Annotated in this window: 14 protein-coding genes and 3 tRNA genes; 15 read left to right on the forward strand and 2 right to left on the reverse strand. The window is 56.6% G+C overall.

All coding sequences use genetic code 11. The features are described from left to right. Positions 1-118: 118 nt before the first annotated feature. Both HMPREF2890_RS03770 and HMPREF2890_RS03775 read right to left on the reverse strand, forming a co-directional pair. Positions 119-192: transfer RNA gene (locus HMPREF2890_RS03770), tRNA-Arg, on the reverse strand. A gap of 283 nt (positions 193-475) precedes the next feature. Further along, positions 476-546 (reverse strand) — tRNA-Gln (locus HMPREF2890_RS03775). Between the two features lie 113 nt (positions 547-659). Here HMPREF2890_RS03775 and HMPREF2890_RS03780 point away from each other — a divergent pair. The 15 genes from HMPREF2890_RS03780 (at position 660) to HMPREF2890_RS03850 (ending at position 19,894) form a co-directional block, all read left to right on the forward strand. Further along, positions 660-732: transfer RNA gene (locus tag HMPREF2890_RS03780), tRNA-Lys, on the forward strand. A 203-nt stretch (positions 733-935) separates the two neighbouring features. After that, positions 936-4,043, forward strand: coding sequence for a glycoside hydrolase family 2 TIM barrel-domain containing protein (locus HMPREF2890_RS03785; RefSeq protein ID WP_070465602.1), 3,108 nt, complete (start codon positions 936-938; stop codon positions 4,041-4,043). Between the two features lie 124 nt (positions 4,044-4,167). Then, complete coding sequence (locus tag HMPREF2890_RS03790; protein ID WP_070465606.1) at positions 4,168-6,858, forward strand: calcium-translocating P-type ATPase, PMCA-type; 2,691 nt, start codon at positions 4,168-4,170, stop codon at positions 6,856-6,858. A 326-nt stretch (positions 6,859-7,184) separates the two neighbouring features. Continuing rightward, entirely contained in the window at positions 7,185-8,210 is a 1,026-nt protein-coding gene (locus tag HMPREF2890_RS03795; RefSeq protein WP_070465608.1) for a YitT family protein, read from the forward strand. A 6-nt stretch (positions 8,211-8,216) separates the two neighbouring features. Beyond that, complete coding sequence (locus HMPREF2890_RS03800) at positions 8,217-9,266, forward strand: hypothetical protein (RefSeq protein ID WP_070465611.1); 1,050 nt, start codon at positions 8,217-8,219, stop codon at positions 9,264-9,266. A 163-nt stretch (positions 9,267-9,429) separates the two neighbouring features. Continuing rightward, positions 9,430-10,851, forward strand: coding sequence for a TerB N-terminal domain-containing protein (locus HMPREF2890_RS03805; protein WP_070465614.1), 1,422 nt, complete (start codon positions 9,430-9,432; stop codon positions 10,849-10,851). A gap of 240 nt (positions 10,852-11,091) precedes the next feature. After that, a complete protein-coding gene (gene nrfH, locus HMPREF2890_RS03810) occupies positions 11,092-11,703 on the forward strand; it encodes a cytochrome c nitrite reductase small subunit (RefSeq protein ID WP_070465617.1) in 612 nt (203 codons plus the stop codon). Between the two features lie 32 nt (positions 11,704-11,735). After that, positions 11,736-13,241, forward strand: coding sequence for an ammonia-forming cytochrome c nitrite reductase (nrfA, locus tag HMPREF2890_RS03815; protein WP_070465620.1), 1,506 nt, complete (start codon positions 11,736-11,738; stop codon positions 13,239-13,241). A gap of 101 nt (positions 13,242-13,342) precedes the next feature. Continuing rightward, a complete protein-coding gene (locus HMPREF2890_RS03820; RefSeq protein WP_070465623.1) occupies positions 13,343-14,617 on the forward strand; it encodes a cytochrome c biogenesis ResB family protein in 1,275 nt (424 codons plus the stop codon). Beyond that, positions 14,617-15,429, forward strand: a complete 813-nt coding sequence (locus tag HMPREF2890_RS03825; RefSeq protein WP_070465626.1) for a cytochrome c biogenesis protein — start codon at positions 14,617-14,619, stop codon at positions 15,427-15,429. The genes HMPREF2890_RS03820 and HMPREF2890_RS03825 overlap by 1 nt, the downstream gene beginning before the upstream one ends. A gap of 200 nt (positions 15,430-15,629) precedes the next feature. Next, the gene (locus tag HMPREF2890_RS03830) at positions 15,630-16,109 is read left to right on the forward strand and encodes an Hsp20/alpha crystallin family protein (RefSeq protein WP_070465629.1); all 480 of its coding nucleotides are present in this window, start codon (positions 15,630-15,632) and stop codon (positions 16,107-16,109) included. A 176-nt stretch (positions 16,110-16,285) separates the two neighbouring features. Then, on the forward strand, positions 16,286-17,008 hold the full coding sequence (locus tag HMPREF2890_RS03835) for a cell division ATP-binding protein FtsE (protein ID WP_210394753.1): 723 nt from the start codon (positions 16,286-16,288) through the stop codon (positions 17,006-17,008). 14 nt (positions 17,009-17,022) lie between these two features. Continuing rightward, the gene (locus HMPREF2890_RS03840) at positions 17,023-18,354 is read left to right on the forward strand and encodes an aspartate kinase (RefSeq protein ID WP_070465652.1); all 1,332 of its coding nucleotides are present in this window, start codon (positions 17,023-17,025) and stop codon (positions 18,352-18,354) included. After that, positions 18,347-19,231 carry a 1,4-dihydroxy-2-naphthoate octaprenyltransferase gene (gene menA, locus HMPREF2890_RS03845; RefSeq protein WP_070465635.1) on the forward strand — a complete coding sequence of 295 codons (885 nt, stop codon included), beginning with the start codon at positions 18,347-18,349 and terminating at the stop codon, positions 19,229-19,231. Before HMPREF2890_RS03840 ends, menA begins: the two co-directional genes overlap by 8 nt. Positions 19,232-19,378: 147 nt before the next feature. Further along, positions 19,379-19,894 (forward strand): copper resistance protein NlpE N-terminal domain-containing protein, encoded by a 516-nt coding sequence (locus HMPREF2890_RS03850; protein WP_070465638.1) that lies wholly within the window; start codon positions 19,379-19,381, stop codon positions 19,892-19,894. Positions 19,895-20,094: the final 200 nt, after the last annotated feature.

Below are 20,094 nucleotides of genomic sequence, written 5' to 3' on the forward strand. Positions count from 1 at the left end.
GAAGAGCGACCCCCTTGTAAAGGGAGGTCCCTCTTCTTGATCGCTATCTGTCGGAGAGAGGTGGTCAAGGTACGACAAAGCCACACCGGGAGGGCGATCCCGGCGTGGCTACAAGGGGTGACTGAGTTGGGATTCGAACCCAAGACCCACAGCTTAGAAGGCTGTTGCTCTATCCAACTGAGCTACTCAGCCAGAGAGTGACCTCGCACTCATTGACCGTGCAAAGGTACGACATTTAGCTCAAAAGTCTAAGCCCACTGTCTGAATATTGCAGGACAAACCAGGAAGGTCAGAAAATGCTACCATCCCTCCGGGGTAATTCTTTTACCGATATTAGTGTTGACTAATACCGATAAAAGAATTCCCTAATATCGGTATTAGACCAAGGGGTGTCCCCTGAGGCAGTTACACTGCCTGAAATCTGCGCAAAAAAGAGAGCACCTCGGCTGACCGAAGTGCTCTCCTGCAACGAGAGTTGGAGTACGGGGATTCGAACCTCGACAGACAGAACCAAAACCTGTAGTGCTACCATTACACCATACTCCAGTCTGATGTTGGCGCAAAGGTACTGAAAAAGGGGCAAGGGGGCAAGGATCGGACCTTGGCACGTGGGCATTTTTTTGCTACCTTTGCGGCGTCTACGGATGTTTTCATCCACCGGTTCGCTAGCTCAGTTGGTAGAGCACAACACTTTTAATGTTGGGGTCTCGGGTTCGAGCCCCGAGCGAGCCACAGGCAAGGAGAGAGCTGACATTCAGTGTCGGCTCTCTCCTTTTTCTCTTCCACAGAGCCCAGCCACTTAGCCGAATTAATTTCATCCTCAGGGCGGTTATTACTCAAAAATGTCAGTTAATAGAGCTATATTTGCTATCCGAGGACCCTGGAAAAAAGGTCTGTCGGGACAGATATTGAGTACCACCTTAACATTCTACCTTATGAAGTCAAAGATATTAGGTCTCGCCATGAGCACCCTCCTCAGCATCGGAGCAGGCGCACAGACCTTCATGGAGTGGCAGGATCCGGCTGTCAATGAGATCAATCGCCTGCCGATGAGGGCACGCTTCTTCCCCTATGCCTCGGAGCAGGAGGCGAGGGTGGATGACCCACTACGCTCCAGTCGCACCCTGTCGCTCGAGGGCGAGTGGAAATTTGCCGCCACAAGAGATGTCAAGGGATACCCCACAGACTTTATGAAGCCAGGCTTTGATGACAGCTCTTGGCGGACGATGCCCATCCCGGGACTGTGGGAGAAAAACGGCGTCTGCGACCCGATGTACCTCAATGTCGGCTACCCCTGGCGCGGACACTTCAAGAATCAACCTCTCGCCAAGGAACCGGTGCCCTACAAGGACAATATCGTCGGCTCCTACCGTCGCGAGATAGTCGTGCCGGCTGACTGGAGTGGTGAGGATATCACACTCTACATCGGGGCGGTCAGCTCCTGCGCCTATGTCTGGGTCAATGGCGACTTCGTGGGCTACACGGAGGATGGGAGACTGGAGGCGGAGTTTGACGTCACCCCATTCATCAAGCCGGGTGAGACGAATACGATCGCCTTCCGCGTCTTCCGCTGGTGCGATGGGACCTACCTCGAGGATCAGGATATGTTTCGCCACACGGGATTTCACCGCGACGTCTACCTCTATGCCCGTCCCAAGTCCCACTTGGCAGATATTACGATCACGCAGGACCTGATCAATGACTACAAGGACGGACTGCTGGCTCTCCGACTCAAGTCGGTAGGCTCTCCCAGGTACGAGCTTTCCCTCACCGATGCCCTCGGGCAGAGGGTCTGGGAGCGCTCGTTGCCGGGCTTCAGCGTCAATACGATCCGGGCCATCATCCCCGGTGTCGCTGCATGGACCGCAGAGACCCCCAACCTCTACAAGCTTGAGATCAAGAGCTTCGTCGACGGACAACTCTCCGAGGTGTCCCGCTTTGACATCGGCTTCCGCAACATCAGAATCGAGGACACTCTGCTCAAGGTAAATGGCAAGCCGGTCCTCATCAAGGGTGCCAATCGCCACGACACCGACCCCAATACCGGATGCATTGTGTCGCGCGAGCGTATGCTGGAGGACGTTAAGCTGGCAAAGCAATTCAATATGAATGCCATCCGCACCTGTCACTACCCCAATGACCCCTACTTCTACAAACTCTGCGACGAGTATGGGCTCTACGTCTGTGCCGAGGCCAACCTTGAGTCCCATGGCATGGGCTACGGAGCGGAGTCTCTCGCCAAGCAGCCGGAGTGGGTGGTTCCGCATGTGGAGCGAAACGTCCGTCACGTCGCCTCGAGAGGCATCCACCCCTCGATCATCATGTGGTCAATGGCCAATGAGGCCGGAGATGGGCAAAACTTCACCGTCGCCCGATCGGCAATCAAGAAGATCGACACCACCCGACCGATCATACTTGAGCGTGCCATAGATGGTCCCAATACCGACATCTATGGGAATATGTACCGCCGGCCGAGTGAGCTCGTGGCATATGCGCAGAGCCATCCCACCAAGCCCTACATCCTTGTGGAGTACGCTCACGCCATGGGGAATAGCCAGGGGTGCATGACCGACTATATGGATCTCTTCCATACCTACCCGGTCCTGCAGGGGGGCTTTATCTGGGACTTTGTCGACCAAGCGCAGTATATGCAGAAGCCGGATGGCACCATCGTCAGAGGCTACGGCGGCGACTGGAACGACTACGACCCGAGCGACAATAACTTCTGCGACAACGGACTCTTTGACTGCACCCGCATGCCTAAGCCCAATGCGGTGGAGGCAAAGTACGCCTACCAGCCGGTCCTCACCACCATGGAGGGAGGTCTCTCTCTCGGCCATGCCACACTCCTGATCAAGAATGACAATGACTTCCGTCCGCTTGACTACCTGTCCCTCAATTACGCCATCACTGTAGACGGGCAGGAGGTGCAGTCCCGCTCTATGGCCTGCCCTGCCGTCAGGCCCGGGGAGACAGAGCGACTGGAGATCGAGTTCCCCTCCATCGATGCCACCGGCAAGGATGTCTTCCTCAATGTCGAGTACCGCACACTGGAGGATCAGCCGCTCATCCCCGCAGACCATCTTGTGGCACGCAATCAGCTCACGCTTGCCGAGCATACCGAGCGGATGCTCCCACTCGGTCAGTATGGCTATGTGACTATGGAGGACAGCTCGGATCAGACGATCCACTTCTTGGTCAATCACGACTGCGTCGTCACCTTTGATAAGAAGAGCGGCTTCCTCACCGGCTACAGCATGGGAGACAGTGAGTATGTGGCAGATGGGTCCGCCCTGAAGCCCTCCTTTTACCGCGCCCCCACGGACAATGACGAGGGCGCCGGTCTCCAGCGGAAGTGGCAGGCTTGGAGGGATCCGGAGATGAAACTTACCGCAATCACTGCTGAGGTGCTGAGCGGTCGTGGCCACGTGGTGACGAAGTACGACCTGCCGGGCGTGCAGTGCGACCTGACGATGGAGTACACGATCGATGTGGACGGAAAGGTCTACGTCTCTCAGAAGCTTGATCCTCGCAGCAGCGACAAGGATATGCCGGAGCTCTTCCGCTTCGGTCTACAGATGGAGATGCCTGTCGCCTACAGCCAGATCCACTACTACGGCAGAGGTCCTATCGAGACCTACCCCGACCGTAAGGCCAATGCCTTCATTGGCTGGTACGACCTCGCTGTAAGCGATGCCTACTTCTCCTACGACAGACCTCAGGAGAGCGGCCTCCACAGCGATCTCCGCTACTGGTCAGTCATCAATGAGCGGGGCGAGGGGCTGGGCTTCGTGTCGGGCAAGGACTTCTACGCCTCCGCCCTACCCTACAGCACCACGCAGCTGGAGGACTTCCCCAATAAGGCACAGCGCCACTCCGAGCAGCTGATCCCGAGTAAGGATCGGGTCTTCCTCCATATTGATGCTGAGCATCTCGGTCTCGGGGGCGTCGACTCCTGGGGATCCATCCCTCCGGAGCGGTGGCGTCTGCCCTACGGCACCTACAGTCAGGAGATCTGCCTCTTCCCGGTGGCAAGGCGCTGACCGGCGATACCTTCGAGGGGCCTCTTCCGCTTTGGAGGGGGCTCCTCTTTTTTTATACTAAAAATAGTGTATGCAAAGGGGTTTGGGTACCTTTGCCGAGCATTCATCCATCACTTAGGATACTATGAGCGAAAAGATATACTACGGCATGACCGAAGAGGAGGTGGCGAAGGATCTCAACACCTCGAGAGAGCAGGGCCTCTCCCCGGAGGAGGTGCAGCGGAGACTGGAGAAGTACGGGCACAATAAGCTGAGAGAGAAGAAGCGGACCCCGATATGGAAGATCTTCCTGAGTCAATTCAAGGACACTCTCGTGCTTGTCTTGATCCTCGCAGCCATCGTCACGGCTGTGATCGCTATTGTCGACAAGACGAATAACTTCACCGACAGCTTCATCATCCTCGCCATCCTGATCGTCAATGCGGTCATCGGCACGATCCAGGAGCATAAGGCGATGGTCTCCCTCGACTCACTCAATCGCATGAGTGCTCCTCACAGCAAGGTGATCCGAGGGGGCAACATCACCGAGATAAGCTCTGAGGAGATCGTCCCGGGAGACGTGGTGGTGCTCGACGTGGGCGACATCGTACCCGCCGACATACGGCTGACCGACTGCGTCAATCTCAAGATCCAGGAGGCGGCTCTCACCGGGGAGTCGGTCTCCAGCGACAAGAGCTCTGACCCGCTGCAGGCTGACCCCGACTTGCCCATCGGTGACCGCTCCAATATCGCCTTCTCCACCGGGCTCGTCACCTATGGTCGCGGCAAGGGTATCGTCGTGGCGACCGGCATGGAGACCGAGGTAGGACACATCGCTGAGATGCTCTCCGAGACCGAGCAGCAGGAGATGCCACTCCAGAAGCGGCTCAATCAGCTCGGCAAGGTCCTCGGCTTCCTCGCCCTCGGCATCTGCGTGCTGATCTTTATCCTCGGTGTCCTCTACGGTCAGCACATCCTCGATATGCTCCTCATGGCTGTCTCCCTCGGTGTGGCTGCCATCCCGGAGGGGCTGCAGGTGGTGGCAACGCTTGTCCTCGCCATGGGCGTACAGCGACTCGTGAAGCACAATGCGATTGTCCGTACCCTGCCCTCCGTCGAGACTCTCGGTAGCACTTCCATCATCTGCTCCGACAAGACCGGCACCCTGACGCAGAATAAGATGACCATCACCCACGCCTGGCTACCCGGTGACGAGTTGATCGCCATAGACGAGGTAGCGGAGTTGCCGGAGGCGACTGAGGAGAGCCTCAGTATGCTCCTTGAGGTGGGATCGCTCGCCAACGAGGCACACCAGTCTGATGACCCCGATGCGGAGAGCCCTTACAGCGGTGACCCGACCGAGATTGCCTTCCTCGAGCTCGCCAATCATCGGGACGGGATGAGCAAAAACGATCTCGAGGCGAAGCACCCGCGCCGCGCCGAGGTCCCCTTTGACTCCGAGCGAAAGATGATGTCCACCATCAACGCCATGGAGGGGGAAGAGCTCCGCACCAATGTCAAGGGCGGTACCGACGAGGTACTCTCCCGCTGCAGCCACTACCTCCGCTCGGGCGAGCGTGTCCCGCTGACCGATGAGGTGGCGGAGGAGATCCGCTCAGCCAATGTCCACATGGCGGAGGAGGCGCTACGGGTACTTGCCGTCGCCTTTGCCGACATTGACTCACTCCCTGCCGAAGAGACCTCCGAGGCAGTGGAGAGAGACCTGACCTTCGTCGGTCTCGTGGGGATGATCGACCCGGCTCGCCCGGAGGTAATCCCCGCCGTAGCCGAGTGCCGCACAGCCGGCATTAAGCCTGTGATGATCACCGGTGATCACCAGGTGACCGCCTCTGCCATCGCCCGACAGATCGGGATCCTCGAGGAGGGCGACCAAGTAACTAACGGCACCGAGCTAGAGAAGATGAGCGATGATGAGCTCTATGACCTCGTCCCCCACTGCGCCGTCTACGCCCGTGTGGCACCTGAGCATAAGGTGCGTATCGTCAAGGCATGGCAGAAGCACGGCAAGGTGGTCGCCATGACCGGTGACGGAGTCAATGACGCCCCGGCACTGAAGCGAGCTGACATCGGTATCGCTATGGGTATCACCGGCACGGAGGTCTCCAAGGATGCAGCCGACGTGGTGCTGACGGACGACAATTTCGCTACGATCGTCAATTCAGTCCGCGAGGGACGTCGCATCTACGACAACATCGTCAAGTCGGTCCAGTTCCTCCTCACCTCCAATATCGGCGAAGTGATGCTGATCCTCATTGCCACTGTCTTCAACCTCGGCAACCCGCTACTCCCGATCCATCTCCTCTGGGTCAATCTCGTCACCGACAGCCTGCCCGCTCTCGCCATCAGCCTCGATCCCCCGGCGGAGGGGATCATGAAGCGCCCTCCGATCGATAGCGAGAAGGGCTTCTTCACCCGCGGCTTCATCTGGCGAATGTGCTACCAGGGACTGATTATTGGACTGCTGGCACTAACCGGATACCTTATCGGGAAGAACGATGGAGGGGTAGAGCTGGGACAGACGATGGCCTTCATCGTCATCTGTATGGCTCAGATGCTCAACATCCGCAACCTCCACTCCAGCACACTGCCGAGCTGGCACACGTCCCCATTCAAGAATATGCCGCTCTTCTGGGCGCTCGTCGTCTCCACGCTGATGATGGCTGCGGTGGTCTTCATCCCGGGCATCAACGACATCTTCCACCTCGAGATGCCCGATCCAAAGCACTTCCTGATGGTCCTCGGGCTGATGTTTGTACCAATTGTGATCGTCAACCTCTTTAAGCTCCTCGGCATCAATACCATCAAGGGAGAGTAAATCCTCCCCTCACATCTCTGAGCGAGGGACTGTCCACACAAGCGTATGGGCAGTCCCCTCGCTTTTATAGAGCTCAGTGTACTTTTCGTTGCTTACAAATGATTTTCGTGACAGTCGGAGAAAAGCAGACAAAGGCCCGACCAACAAAGAAGAGAACGGAATAGGACCACTTCGTATGGGATCAATGTCGGAAATTAGCACTCCCGAGGATCCCTGTCAGACGTCCGCATAGAGCGATCATTACGGGAGGAAATAGGTACATTTGCGCAGATCTTTTGAGAAAAGACCTTATCTAATCCAAAAAGACCCTTTATTCAGCTACAAAGATGAGTAACACCGTACCACCCTCGGGGGAGAGGACCGACAAGTGGAAGCGTGCGCTTGACGCAACGGTCCGGACACTCAAGACGACTAAGTTTTGGTCCGAGCTATTCATTATGACGGCAGCGGTATTCATGTGCGCCGTGGCCATCCACTTCTTCCTTTACCCGAGTGGAATCATCACCGGATCTGCGACAGGAGTGGCGATCGTCTTCAACCGTCTTATGCCGGGCATCACGACAGGTAATTTCATACTGATCATCAATGTCCTGCTCCTTATTGTCGCTTTCATCATACTGGGGCCGGAGTTTGGCGCCAAGACGGTTTACACATCGGTCATCCTCGGTCCCTTTGTTGACTTCTTGGACGACGTGGCACCGATAGAGGGGTCTCTCTTTGCCACAGACATTGCCGGGACGATGTACTCCGATCTCTGGTCGGATGCGCTCTGGTTTGTCCTCATCATCGGCATCGCTCAGGCGATCCTCTTCTCCGTCAATGCCTCCACAGGCGGGCTGGACATAGTGGGGAAGATCATCACAAAGTACACCCATATGGCGATCGGCACGTCGGTGGCGATCGTGGGGATACTCTCCTGCTTCACTGCGCTCCTCACCAGCTCTCTCGGCAACGTGCTTATGGGCATCTTAGTCACTTGGATCAATGGACTGATCATCGACTACTTTATGAGCAAGATGAGCACGAAGATCCGTGTGATGATCGTCGTCGACGACCCGACGAAGACCAAGGACTACATCCTCCACACGATCAATCGTGGCGTCACGATCCACGAGGTCTATGGTGGCTATACGGGGAAGAAGAAGTACCAGCTGGAGACCGAGCTGGATCAGAAGGACTTCACGAAGCTGCGACAGTACCTCAGCACCACGACGGAGAATACCTTCGTCACTGCCGATCCGGTCAGCGACGTCTATGGGATCTGGCGGGAGAAGCCCCACCTCAAGCAGCTGGAGGAGGAGGCTGAGAACACCGTGACCACCCCCAATAGTCACCGCATCAAACCGGAGTAAATCCCAATGGATAGGACCATACTGCGACCGCTCCTTGCACTCCTCACCCTACTCTGCCTGACCCTGTCCTCAAGGGCGGAGGGACGGAGGCTGGACCCGATCCACATAGATTTGGAGGCGCGGGGAAGCTACCACCTGGACTATGTCGCCGGCACTCTGAATGAAGGGCGGACAGGATTTAGGGGCGACATCTTCAACTTCATCATGTGGGGCGAGCTGGCGCCAAAGCTGGAGTATAAAGCTCGCATGCGACTCAATGGCGTCAATAGCGACTACTCCTTCTTTGATGCCACCGACTGGCTCTACCTCTCCTACAAGCTGACTGACCGCTTATCTCTGCTGGCGGGCAAGTGGACGATCTACGTGGCAGGCTGGGAGCCGGAGTTGGCTCCGATAGACTGCTTCCAGCTGTCGGTCTTCCTCTATCACATCCCCTGCTATGCCTGGGGCGTGACTAGTTTTTACACCCTCCCGGGGGAGAAGGACACCCTCGGGGCACAGCTCTGCGAGAGTCCATTTCGTCGCGAGTGGCAGCAGAAGTCCGGTACGCCGGCAAGTATGTATGCCTACAACTTCTTTTGGGAGGGGAGCCACGGATGGTACGACCCGCTTTGGTCGGCCAATGTGATCGAGTATCAGCCTGGGAAGTTCATCAACTACCTCTACCTGGGCAACCGATTCAATATCGGCACGAAGACCGAGCTGGACCTTGACCTTGGGAATAGAGCAACCTTTGGACAAAAGCCATTCTTCTTCTCCGACTACTCACTCACCGCTCGGCTGAAGTACTACCCCTCTGACTACCTCAAGCTGATCCTCCGAGCCGGCTACGATACCAATAAGAGCGGTCTCGAGGCCGACTATGTGGTGACAAACGGGACCGAGATCAGCCAGGTGGGCTGCGGGGTAGAGTACTTCCCCTACGGAGACAACCGCCTTAGGCTGCACGGCAATATCGGCTACGCCTTTGGCACCAATACACACCCCGAGGCGGCAGTGCTGGACCGTGAGATGCTCCTTGATGTGGGGCTCACCTGGAGGATCCATGCCAAGTAGTCGGTGGCGTGTATTCATTTTTATTATCTTTGTGACATAGTGTGGGGTAACGACCTCCACTAACCATTACAAACATAGCACAGAGCGACCTCACGTCTCCTACTTACAGCCGGACAGAGGACGGGATGATCGCAGACAAGTAACCACTTAGTGAATTAACAGTATGAATTTCCTAAAGAAACTCTTCGGCGTCGGCAGCGACAACAACGACAGCAAGGACGATGACCGTCGCCGGGAAGAGAGACGCCCCAAGCCCTCTGCCACGCCCGAATCTAAGCCGCAGAGGGGAGAGGCAGAGAGAGAGAGGTCTCAGCGCCCCTCACGTCGTCGTAGCAACAACCCCGATGAGAGGAGAAATCAGCAGCGCAGCAAGCACTCAGACAATGAGCGGAAACCCAGGCGCAACAACGAGACCGGTGAGGAGAGCCGCAGCAGAGGCCGATCCGGAGACAATAATCGCCGTGGTCGCCGCCCCGCAGACCGCCGAGGCGAGCGGAGGAGTCGTATCGAGGAGAGACCCCGCGCCACCGAGCTCTCAGAGTATGTACTGAGCACAGCAGAGGTGGTTCACGATGAGGAGCGCGACAAGTGGCGCTCGCTCGACTTCCGTAAGCTGGACACGGTGATCCCTGAGAGGACCCTGGCACAGGATCACCCCGAGGATATCGACCTGCCGGAGCCGATGCGTCAGGCGATCCGAGAGTCGCTCGTCTGGGTCTCCTACGATAAGGAGCTGCCGGAGATCAGCTACGATGAGGAGGGCAATAAGCAGGTCGGTGGGACTGAGGAGCAGCAGCACCAGCCCTATTTCCTCGAGCCGAGTACGATATGGACCGAGGCGCCTATCAGTGAGGGCGAAGGCGGGAGACTGAAGTACTCCCCCTCTTACCTTGAGCTCACCCCGGAGCAGAGGTATGAGTACCTCGACTGGCTCACCCGCAAGGACAAGAGTGGCAAGTGGGGCTACGTCTTCCTCTACTACAATGGTCTGGAGCGCCACCTCCTCCTTGGTGACCTCGATCGCGCCGTGGAGGAGATCCTGAAGCTCCGGGAGACCTTCCCGTGGCAGCACAAGCTGATCAATGCCTCCGAGTACGCTGTGATCAACTCCTGTTTCGCTCGTCGCCGCAGAGATCTGCTCCAGAAGCTGATCGACGAGGGTGCCTTCACCGGCATCTCTCTCCTCCAGATGACCATCTCCTACGAGAGTGATGTCAATCTCGGCGTTGAGGACCTGCTCAATATCTTCTACAAGCTCTATCCCGAGGCTCGCACAGCTCTCCATCACGATCGCGACCGTCTCAGGACGCACGTGGAGAGTGCGCTGAATAAGCTGACCCTCTACGATGGACTCCCGATCTATCGCTACCCGATAGATGATGTGAAGACGAAGAACGAGCACCGCTTCCTCAACGACTCCTTCCCGGAGTACCTGCAAGGTTGCGTGATGCCGGACTTCTACTCTCTGGATCCATTCCGCAATGACGTGGACCTAATCTTCCACACCGCCTTTGATGCCTACAAGGCAGACGCAGGCTCAGACGAGAGCGAGGGAGAGGCGATGTCGGAGGATAAGGAGGAGTAAACCCCTTTCCCTTTAGTTCAATGCAGTTCCTCGGTGGTCATTGTACCACTGAGGAACTGCATTGACTTGTAGTAGGGTGGAGACTCAAAACAAATACCATCACGAGTAGTTAATCATACGACCAGGAGCACGACAAGCGCCACCTGGCGGCTCTGAGGTGTTGATGTGTCGTAAATCTTTTTTCATATATAAATTTGTAGTAGATTTTGTAAAGAAAAGCAATACACGACAGCATAGACTATGAGCCTCAGAGACCGCTGGAGACACCTCATCGACACCTTGCTCCCTACTTACAAGAGCAGGGTAGCGATCGTTGTACTACTCGGTGTTGTAGCCGGGATCGGCTCCTACCTCGTCTATATGTCACGCGTCTGGAGCTATGCAGGGGACGACCCGGCGACTTGTATCAATTGCCACGTCATGGAGCCCTACTATGCCACCTGGATGCACAGCTCGCACGGCACAGAGACCACCTGCAACGACTGCCACGTCCCACACGACAGCTTTGTGAGGAAGTACTTCTTCAAGGCGACAGACGGGCTCCGGCACTCCTACGTCTTCACGATGAGGGGAGAGCCACAGAGTATGAAGGCAATCCCCGAGAGTCAAAAGGTGATCTACGAGAATTGTATTCGCTGCCACTCGCAGCTCAATCAAGAGTTTGTCAAGACAGGGATGCTCCACGGCGCATCTATCACTGACGGGACGGAGATGGTCTGCTGGGACTGCCACCGCGATGTACCTCACGGTGGAGTCAACAGCCTCTCCAATACACCCAACGCCATCGTTCCCTTCCCCAAGAGCCCCATCCCTGACTGGATCAAGAGAGCGAAAAAAAGTAACCTCGACTAATAAGCCACCCCACTATCTCATATATCCGCATTATGAACGAGCAGAAACCCAAACGACTAAAAAGCTGGCAAGGCTGGCTCCTCTTCGGTGCCACCCTCGTGATTGTCTTCTTACTGGGACTCTTTGCTGCCTCAGTGACAGAGCGACGCGCAGAGATCCGATCAATCTATGCCAATAAGAAGATCGACATTGAGCCCGGCGAGGCAAAGAGCGAGGTCTACGGCATCAATTATCCCCGAGAGTACGACACTTGGAGGGAGACCGCAGACACGACCTTTGAGAGCCGACACAATGGGAGTAAGGCGGTGGATGTGCTGGCAGAGCGACCGGAGATGGTCGTCCTGTGGGCAGGTTACGCCTTCAGCCGCGACTACTCCACCCCGCGAGGGCATATGCACGCTATCGAGGACGTCACCAATACCCTGCGGACAGGTACCCCGGGACTTCCGGACGGGGAGGATCTCCAACCTGCCACATGCTGGACCTGTAAGGGACCGGATGTGCCGAGGATGATGCAGCAGGTGGGGCTGCAGGAGTTTTATCAGAAACGCTGGTCCGACTGGGGAAGCGAGATAGTCAATCCCATCGGCTGCGCCGACTGCCACGATGCGGAGACGATGGAGCTGCACATCAGCCGCCCGGCACTCGTAGAGGCTATGGAGCGTCGCGGGATCGACATTACCAAGGCTTCTCACCAAGAGATGCGCTCCCTCGTCTGTGCTCAGTGTCACGTCGAGTACTACTTCAAGAAGGACGGCAACTACCTCACCTTCCCCTGGGACAAGGGGATGACCTTTGAGGATGTGGAGGCTTACTACGACGAGCAGGACTACTACGACTACATCCATCCGCTGAGCAAGGCGCATATCCTCAAGGCTCAGCACCCGGACTACGAGCTGTCACAGCATGGGATCCACGCTCAGAGAGGAGTCTCCTGCGCAGACTGCCATATGCCGTACATCAGCGAGGGGGGCGTAAAGTTTAGCGACCACCATATCATGAGTCCCCTTGCTCACATCGACCGTACCTGCCAGACCTGCCACCGTGAGAGCAAGGAGGAGCTGCTAAAGAACGTCTACGACCGACAAGAGAAAGCACTCGAGGTACGGAACAGCCTCGAGAGGGAGCTCTCCAGAGCACATATAGAGGCAGCCTTTGCCTGGGCAAAGGGAGCGACGGAGAGCCAGATGGCGCCGGTGCTCAAGCTGATCCGGGAGAGCCAATTCCGCTGGGATTACGGGGTGGCAAGCCATGGTGCGTCATTCCACGCCCCACAGGAGGTGACGCGTATCCTGAGCGGTGGACTGGAGAGAGCTCTTCAGGCTCGGGTAAAGCTGGCGCAGGTACTGGCGCAGAATGGCTTCACCGGTGAGGTACCAATGCCTGACATCAGCACGAAGGAGAAGGCACAGAAGTACATTGGTCTTGATATGAATAAGCTTCGGGAACAGAAGGAGGACTTCAAGAAAACCATCGTCCCGAAGTGGATTGAAGAGGCTAAGGCTAAGGGCAATATCTACACTGCCTCCAATCAGTGAGCCCCATTGCCACAAGGACAATATGGGTATCATCTACAGAGAGAAGAGACGTTCCCCGATGGATCGGGTGACGTCTCTTGCCCTAAAGGGAAGTCGTTGCGATGAGTAAGGGAAAGAGCCTCTGGAGCGGGAGGTGGGGCTACAGGGAGGGCTGGGTCATCACAGGCGGATTGCTCCTGATCGCACTCCTCTGGCAGGACATCCTCGGTCCGCTACCGGGAGGGATGATCCCCCACTCGACCGTCATCGGAGCTGTCATCATCCTTGTATTGACAGCGGGGATCTGCACGGGGCTCAGAGAGCGGAGGGTGGTACCGGAGGCGATCCGATACCTCTTTAGCCCTGCAGCCACCATCTGCAGCATCACCCTCTTTATGGGGGTGACCTTAGTGGCCGGGCTGACAACACAGGTGCCGCCGGAGATGGCCATCGGGATGGGAGGGGTACTTCATCATATGGGAGCCACCTCAGTGGTACACTCCTACCCCTTCGTCACCTCATACCTCTACCTGCTACTTGTCCTGCTCTGCGTGACGATGCGCCGCGTGTGGCACTTCCGCCGACCGATCCGGGATGGAGCCTTTGTACTCAATCACCTGGGACTCGCCTACTTCCTCACTTTTGCCCTCCTCAGCTCCAGTGCCATAGAGCGTTACCGGATGACCATTACCGAGGGCGACACCGAGTGGAGGGGACTGATCGATGGGCGTCAGGAGCCGGTGGAGCTACCGATAGCGATTGAGCTTAAGGACTTCCGGATGGAGGAGTATCCGCCTAAGCTGATGCTCCTTGACGGCACAAAGGGGCTGGTAAAGGGAAAGGGCGGCACACCCCTTGAGCTGCTTCTCGACCAGCCACTCCCGCAGAGTGGTCTGCTCGGTCAGTGGCACGTGACGGTAGATGATCAACTTCCCCTCGCCGCACCGGTTATGAGCAGCGACACCCTGCGCTATGTCGAGTGGGGCAGCGATGGTGCGACGACAGCGGCACATGTCATAGTCTCACGAGAGGGAGACGAGCCTGTCTCGGGATGGGTCAGCAATGGGAGTTACCTCATCCCCTATCGTGCTCTCACACTCAAGGACAGTCTGACCCTCGTGATGCCGGAGTGCGAGCCCAAGCAGTACTACTCCGATGTCGTCTACTACACCCGGGAGGGAAGTAGCGGTCAGGCAACGATCTCTGTCAATAGCCCTCTACGACTTGGTGACTGGTACATCTATCAGCTCAGCTACGATGAGCGGAAGGGGCGATGGAGCGACTTGACTCAACTGGAGCTGGTGAGAGACCCTTATATGCCGCACATTTACATCGGCTTGGTGATGCTCCTGCTCGGGGCGATCTTACTCATATTCAGTCCGCCTACGGATAAGTAATGGATCAGATACTCAACCTATTGTCACAGACCCACTGGGATCACTTCATCTGGTATGGCATGACAGTGATACTCCTCTCCGCCGTGGGAGCCGGTATGGGCTGGACTATGCGTCGACCGCTCGCTCTACTCTTCTCCACCGCAGCACTCCTCGTCATGACCTACTTCATTGCCGGAATGTGGGTCAGCCTGGGGCGTCCACCGATGCGGACACAGGGCGAGACGAGACTGCTCTACTCCTTCTTCGTCCTGATTGCTGGTATCCTCGTCTACAGCCGATGGAGGTATCGGTGGATCCTCTCCTTCAGCACCATACTGGCGGCAGTCTTCATCATCATCAATATCGTCAAGCCTCAGATCCACTCCAAGACGATGATGGCGGCACTTGCGAGCCCCTACTTTGTCCCCCATGTGATCTCCTATATGTTTGCCTACGGGATGCTTGGTATCTCGCTGATTATCGGGCTCTACGCCGCGTATAAGAGGTCCGGCGACCATACGGAGCTGCTCAGGGTGATGGACAATCTCGCCTACACCGGCATCGGATTTCTCCTGATCGGGCTGATCCTCGGCGCAATCTGGGCAAAAGCAGCGTGGGGGACCTACTGGGGATGGGATCCGAAGGAGACCTGGGCAGCAATAACCCTCGCAGCATACCTACTCTTCCTCCACCACAGGAAGTTTCACCCGGCAGACCTCAGGACCTCGATCTGGCTGCTTATCCTAAGCTTTCTCTTCCTGCAGATGTGCTGGTACGGCGTCAATTATCTCCCATCCGCCAAGGGCAGCATCCACACCTACGGGACGACATAAGTGACACTTCCGTGACAAAACGGACCTCTCTAAGGGACATCCTGTCTCCTCGTCTGACATAGAAGTCGGACAGGCCTGTCAGCATAATATCCTAATCGTCAGACCGCTGCACACGGCATCGATCTTGTCCTATGCTTGGTGTCGATGGCTTCTGAGCCTGAGACTGAATAGGAAAGTAAACCAACCAAAGCATAAGAATTATGACACGTACAGGATTTGATCTCTTCAACGATCTCTTTTTCAACGACAATTTCCTCCGTCCCGACTACAGCACTACGCGCGGAGCCTCCAGCCCAGCGACCAACGTGATTGAGGAGGAGGATGCGTACAAGCTACAGGTATCGGCACCCGGCTTCACGAAGGCTGATGTGGATGTGAAGCTTGACCAGGACGGCAACCTCGTGATCTCGCTGGACAAGAGGAGCGAGGAGAAGACGGCCGACACCGATGAGGGCAAGGCCACAGACTCCAAGCAGGTGGCTACGACCGACCAGAAGCCGGTACACTACCTCCGCCGGGAGTTTTACCACCAGAGCTCGATGCAGCGCTTCTCCCTCCCTGAGGATGCGGACGCTGACAGCATCCGCGCCAAGATGGAGGACGGCATCCTCGAGGTGGTGATCCCAAAGGTCAAGCCTGAGGAGAAGCCGAGCATCGAGAGAGCCATCAGTATCGACTAAGCGAGAGCCAGGGTTAGAGAAAAGTTTGGTAAAGCAAAGGGACTGCATAGAGAGGGTAACTCTCTATGCAGTCCCTTTGCTTTAGAGGCGCGCGAGCCGTTCCCACAACAGAATGAAAATCGCTACCTTTGCCTAAGATCCTTAGTAGGACTCATACTATACAGCAATCAATGATTATGGCTGAAAACTCTGTACTCGAGTATCGCGACGTCACCATCCGCCGGGCGGAGAATGTCATCATACGCCACACTGACCTTCAGATCAATGCGGGTGACCTCGTGTATCTGATCGGACGCGTGGGATCGGGGAAGTCTACGCTGCTCAAGACGATATACGCCGACGTGCCCATAAGCGATGGAGAGTCACACTTCGGGAAGTTTGACCTAAGGCGGATCAAGAGGCGACAGATCCCCTACCTGAGACGCGAGATGGGGATCATCTTCCAGGACTTCCGACTGATGCACGACCGCACGATTGAGGACAACCTAAGCTTCGTCCTCCGCGCCACCGGCTGGTCGGACAAGCGAGAGATCAGCCACCGGATTGATGAAGTGCTGGCAAATGTGGGGATGGATCACAAGGGCTACAAGCTCCCCCACGAGCTGTCGGGCGGGGAGCAGCAGCGTATGGTCATCGCTCGCGCCCTACTCAATAAGCCCAAGCTCATCCTCGCCGATGAGCCGACGGGAAACCTTGACCCGGAGACCGGAGACCAGATCTTCCAGCTATTCCGGAAGATCACCGAGAGCGGCACAGCCGTGATCATGAGCACACACAATTACGAGATGATGCGGAAGTATCCCTCCCGCATCCTCAAGATCGAGGACGAGCAGCTACACGAGATGACCGTCCGCACACCGGTGGAGGATCCTGAGGAGCAAGAGAGTACAGAGAGATGAGAGATTTCTCAGAGCTGATAGTCATGAAATTTGGCGGCACCTCGGTAGGCTCCGCCGATCGCATTAAGTATGTCGCCTCACTGATTGAGGACGATCGCTTCAAGATCGTGGTCCTCAGTGCCATGAGTGGCGTCACCAATACGCTGGTCGAGATCAGTGACCACTTTGCCCACTCCAATGTCCAGGGCGCACTCAGCCTGATCGACGAGCTGGAGCAGAAGTACTACCACACCATCGACACCCTCTACGAGAGCAAGGAGTCGCAGACACTGGCAAAGGTCTTCGTCGACGAGAAGATGAGCTTCCTCAGGAGCTTTGAGACGGAGCGACTCTTCAGTGACTACGAGACCAAGCAGGTCCTCGGTCAGGGCGAGATTATCTCCGTGCGGATGATGGAGCTCTACCTCAGGGAGCAGGGAAAAAATCCGATCCGGCTGAGCGCCCTCGACTTCATCTGCACCGACCAGTATGGCGAGCCGGACTTCCCGCGCATACAGGACCGGCTCCTGCAGACGATGGCCGACTACCCGACGGAGACGCTCTTCCTCACCGAGGGGTACATCTGCCTTAATGCCTACTCCGAGATGGACAACCTCAAGCGAGGTGGCAGCGACTACACCGCCACCATCATCGGCTCCGTCCTCGATGCCAAGGAGATTCAGATATGGACCGACATTGACGGGATGCACAATAACGACCCTCGTGTCGTGGAGCACACCCGACCGGTGAGGACACTCCACTACGATGAGGCGTCCGAGCTGGCCTACTTCGGTGCCAAGATCCTCCACCCCTCCTGCATCATCCCCGCCAAGATGGCAAATGTGCCGGTAAAGCTCCTCAGCACTATGGAGCCGCAGGCAAAAGGGACCCTGATCTCCAACCGCATGGACGAGGGTGCACTCAAGGCGATCGCTGCCAAGGACGGCATCACCGTACTGAGGATCCGCAGCACGAGACTGCTGCTCTCCTACGGCTTTCTACGCAAGGTCTTCGAGGTCTTCGAGGCCAATAGGACTCCGATCGACATGGTCACCACCAGCGAGGTGTCGGTATCCGTCAGCATCACCGACACGGACCGACTGGAGGACATCCTCGCCAATCTCCGACGCTTCAGCACCGTCACCCTGGACTACCCGATGACCATCCTCTGTATTGCCGGTGACCTCAATTGGAAAAACGTCGGCTTTGAGTCCCGCGTCATCGAGGCGGTAAAGGACCTGCCGGTACGGATGATCTCCTTCGGTGGGTCGGACCACAACGTCTCAGTAGTGGTGCGGGCGGAGGATAAGGAGTTGGCTATGAATCAGCTCCACAAGCACCTCTTCATGGAGCAGGAGGATGAGTAACCGACTCAGCACCTGGGTCTATGCGACACGCCCTCACACCTTAGGTGCATCCATTGCTCCCATGCTGGTGGTGCTGGGTGCGCTGATCGCCGAGGGAGTATTTGACTTCCTGCCCTACCTCTGCGCCATACTTGTTGCGCTGTCAGCGCAGATCACCAGCAACTTTGCCAACGATTACTTCGACTACAAGGGGGAGAAAGACACCGACAAGAGGGTCGGCTTTCGCCGAGTACTGGTGACCGGCGAAGTGACCCCTCGAGAGATGCTGACTGCCATGCTGATCTCCACTGGGATCACCATACTCTCCGGCATCGTGGCAGTGCTACTGACGGGAGCGTGGTGGCTTATCGCCGTGGGGCTGCTGGTGCTGGTCGGCGTCTACGCCTACTCCTACGGTCCCTATCCTCTCTCCACCCATGGACTGGGAGATGTGGCGGTGGTACTCTTCTACGGTATGACACCGATCCTTGCCACCTATGGGGCCATCGGTGGTACCCCGCCACTCTACCTCCTCCTTATGTCGGTCGGCATAGGAATCTGGGAGGACAATATACTCGTCTGCAATAACTACCGGGACTACGCTGAGGACAGGGAGAGCGGCAAGCGTACGATCATCGTCCGTATGGGGGAGCACTTCGGTCCCACAATGTACCTCCTGAATAGCCTCCTCACGGTGATACTCTTGGCCATCGGGATCCGCCTCGCCACCGAGCGCTGGGGACTGACCGCTATAGTGCTGAGTATCGCCCCTCTCGTCGCTGTGCTCACCGTCTGCATCTACCGCTGGCACGGATCGGAGCTCAATAAGCTCCTAAAGTACACCAACATTGTCTCCCTGGTGATCGGTCTGCTGCTTCTTATCCTCCAGGTACTGTGATAGATGCGGAGAGAAAAAAGTTTCCGCAAATTTTTATACGTAATTCAAAATCATTGCTTACCTTTGCACAATAGTTGGTTCATCAGCTAAGCACCAGCTACAGAATAAGCAAGGCTGAGTTTTATCACTATTACAAATAGTTTTATCATGAAGAAGATTTTCGCAATCGCATCAATCGCACTGGCACTCGGACTCGGTCTGGCTGCTTGCGATGGTAAGCAAAGCAAGGAGGATGCAGCTCTGGCACAGGCCAAGGCTGACTCTCTCGCTGAGGTAGCCCGTCAGGACTCTATCGCCGCTGTACGTGCCGCCGTAGCTGCTCCCTATGTAGGCACCTACGAGGGCGAGCTGCCTGCAGCAGACGCCTCCGGTCTTCGTACCGTATTTGTAGTTACCCCCGAGGGTGGCTACACCTACGACCAGGCTCTCGTCAGCGATGGTGAGCAGAAGTTCCATGACAATGGTACCTTCACCATCGATGAGAACGGCATCATCGTCCTGATGAGCCAGATCAATGAGGAGACCGCAGCTACCCCCTTCATCCGCATGCAGAAGGATGAGCAGGGCAACCTGATCGTTGTCAATGCCGACGGCACCCTCCCCGAGGATGTAAAGGCTTACACCCTCGTCAAGAAGTCTGAGGTCGCTGAGACCATGGAGTAATCCACAGACCTTGGCCGGATAACCAAGCGCAAAAGAGGGATGCGTCCAAGCGGATGCATCCCTCTTTTTTTGGTCTATAGGCAATCAGATCACCTACCGAGACGCCTTGTTGCTCCCTCAGTCCTCACACCTGGGGGAGGACCTTCTCAGTCACCCTCCCACAAGGGCAATTTCTTTTACCGATATTAGGCGCGACTAAT

The sequence above is a fragment of the Porphyromonas sp. HMSC065F10 genome, assembly GCF_001808555.1.
In the GTDB taxonomy this organism is placed as follows: Bacteria; Bacteroidota; Bacteroidia; order Bacteroidales; family Porphyromonadaceae; genus Porphyromonas_A.

What these genes read in the sequence shown, in the direction of transcription:
- HMPREF2890_RS03785 (WP_070465602.1), top strand. Translation starts at nt 936, where the DNA reads ATGAAGTCAAAGATATTAGGTCTCGCCATGAGCACCCTCCTCAGCATC.
- HMPREF2890_RS03790 (WP_070465606.1), top strand. Translation starts at nt 4,168, where the DNA reads ATGAGCGAAAAGATATACTACGGCATGACCGAAGAGGAGGTGGCGAAG.
- HMPREF2890_RS03795 (WP_070465608.1), top strand. Translation starts at nt 7,185, where the DNA reads ATGAGTAACACCGTACCACCCTCGGGGGAGAGGACCGACAAGTGGAAG.
- HMPREF2890_RS03800 (WP_070465611.1), top strand. Translation starts at nt 8,217, where the DNA reads ATGGATAGGACCATACTGCGACCGCTCCTTGCACTCCTCACCCTACTC.
- HMPREF2890_RS03805 (WP_070465614.1), top strand. Translation starts at nt 9,430, where the DNA reads ATGAATTTCCTAAAGAAACTCTTCGGCGTCGGCAGCGACAACAACGAC.
- nrfH (WP_070465617.1), top strand. Translation starts at nt 11,092, where the DNA reads ATGAGCCTCAGAGACCGCTGGAGACACCTCATCGACACCTTGCTCCCT.
- nrfA (WP_070465620.1), top strand. Translation starts at nt 11,736, where the DNA reads ATGAACGAGCAGAAACCCAAACGACTAAAAAGCTGGCAAGGCTGGCTC.
- HMPREF2890_RS03820 (WP_070465623.1), top strand. Translation starts at nt 13,343, where the DNA reads ATGAGTAAGGGAAAGAGCCTCTGGAGCGGGAGGTGGGGCTACAGGGAG.
- HMPREF2890_RS03825 (WP_070465626.1), top strand. Translation starts at nt 14,617, where the DNA reads ATGGATCAGATACTCAACCTATTGTCACAGACCCACTGGGATCACTTC.
- HMPREF2890_RS03830 (WP_070465629.1), top strand. Translation starts at nt 15,630, where the DNA reads ATGACACGTACAGGATTTGATCTCTTCAACGATCTCTTTTTCAACGAC.
- HMPREF2890_RS03835 (WP_210394753.1), top strand. Translation starts at nt 16,286, where the DNA reads ATGGCTGAAAACTCTGTACTCGAGTATCGCGACGTCACCATCCGCCGG.
- menA (WP_070465635.1), top strand. Translation starts at nt 18,347, where the DNA reads ATGAGTAACCGACTCAGCACCTGGGTCTATGCGACACGCCCTCACACC.
- HMPREF2890_RS03850 (WP_070465638.1), top strand. Translation starts at nt 19,379, where the DNA reads ATGAAGAAGATTTTCGCAATCGCATCAATCGCACTGGCACTCGGACTC.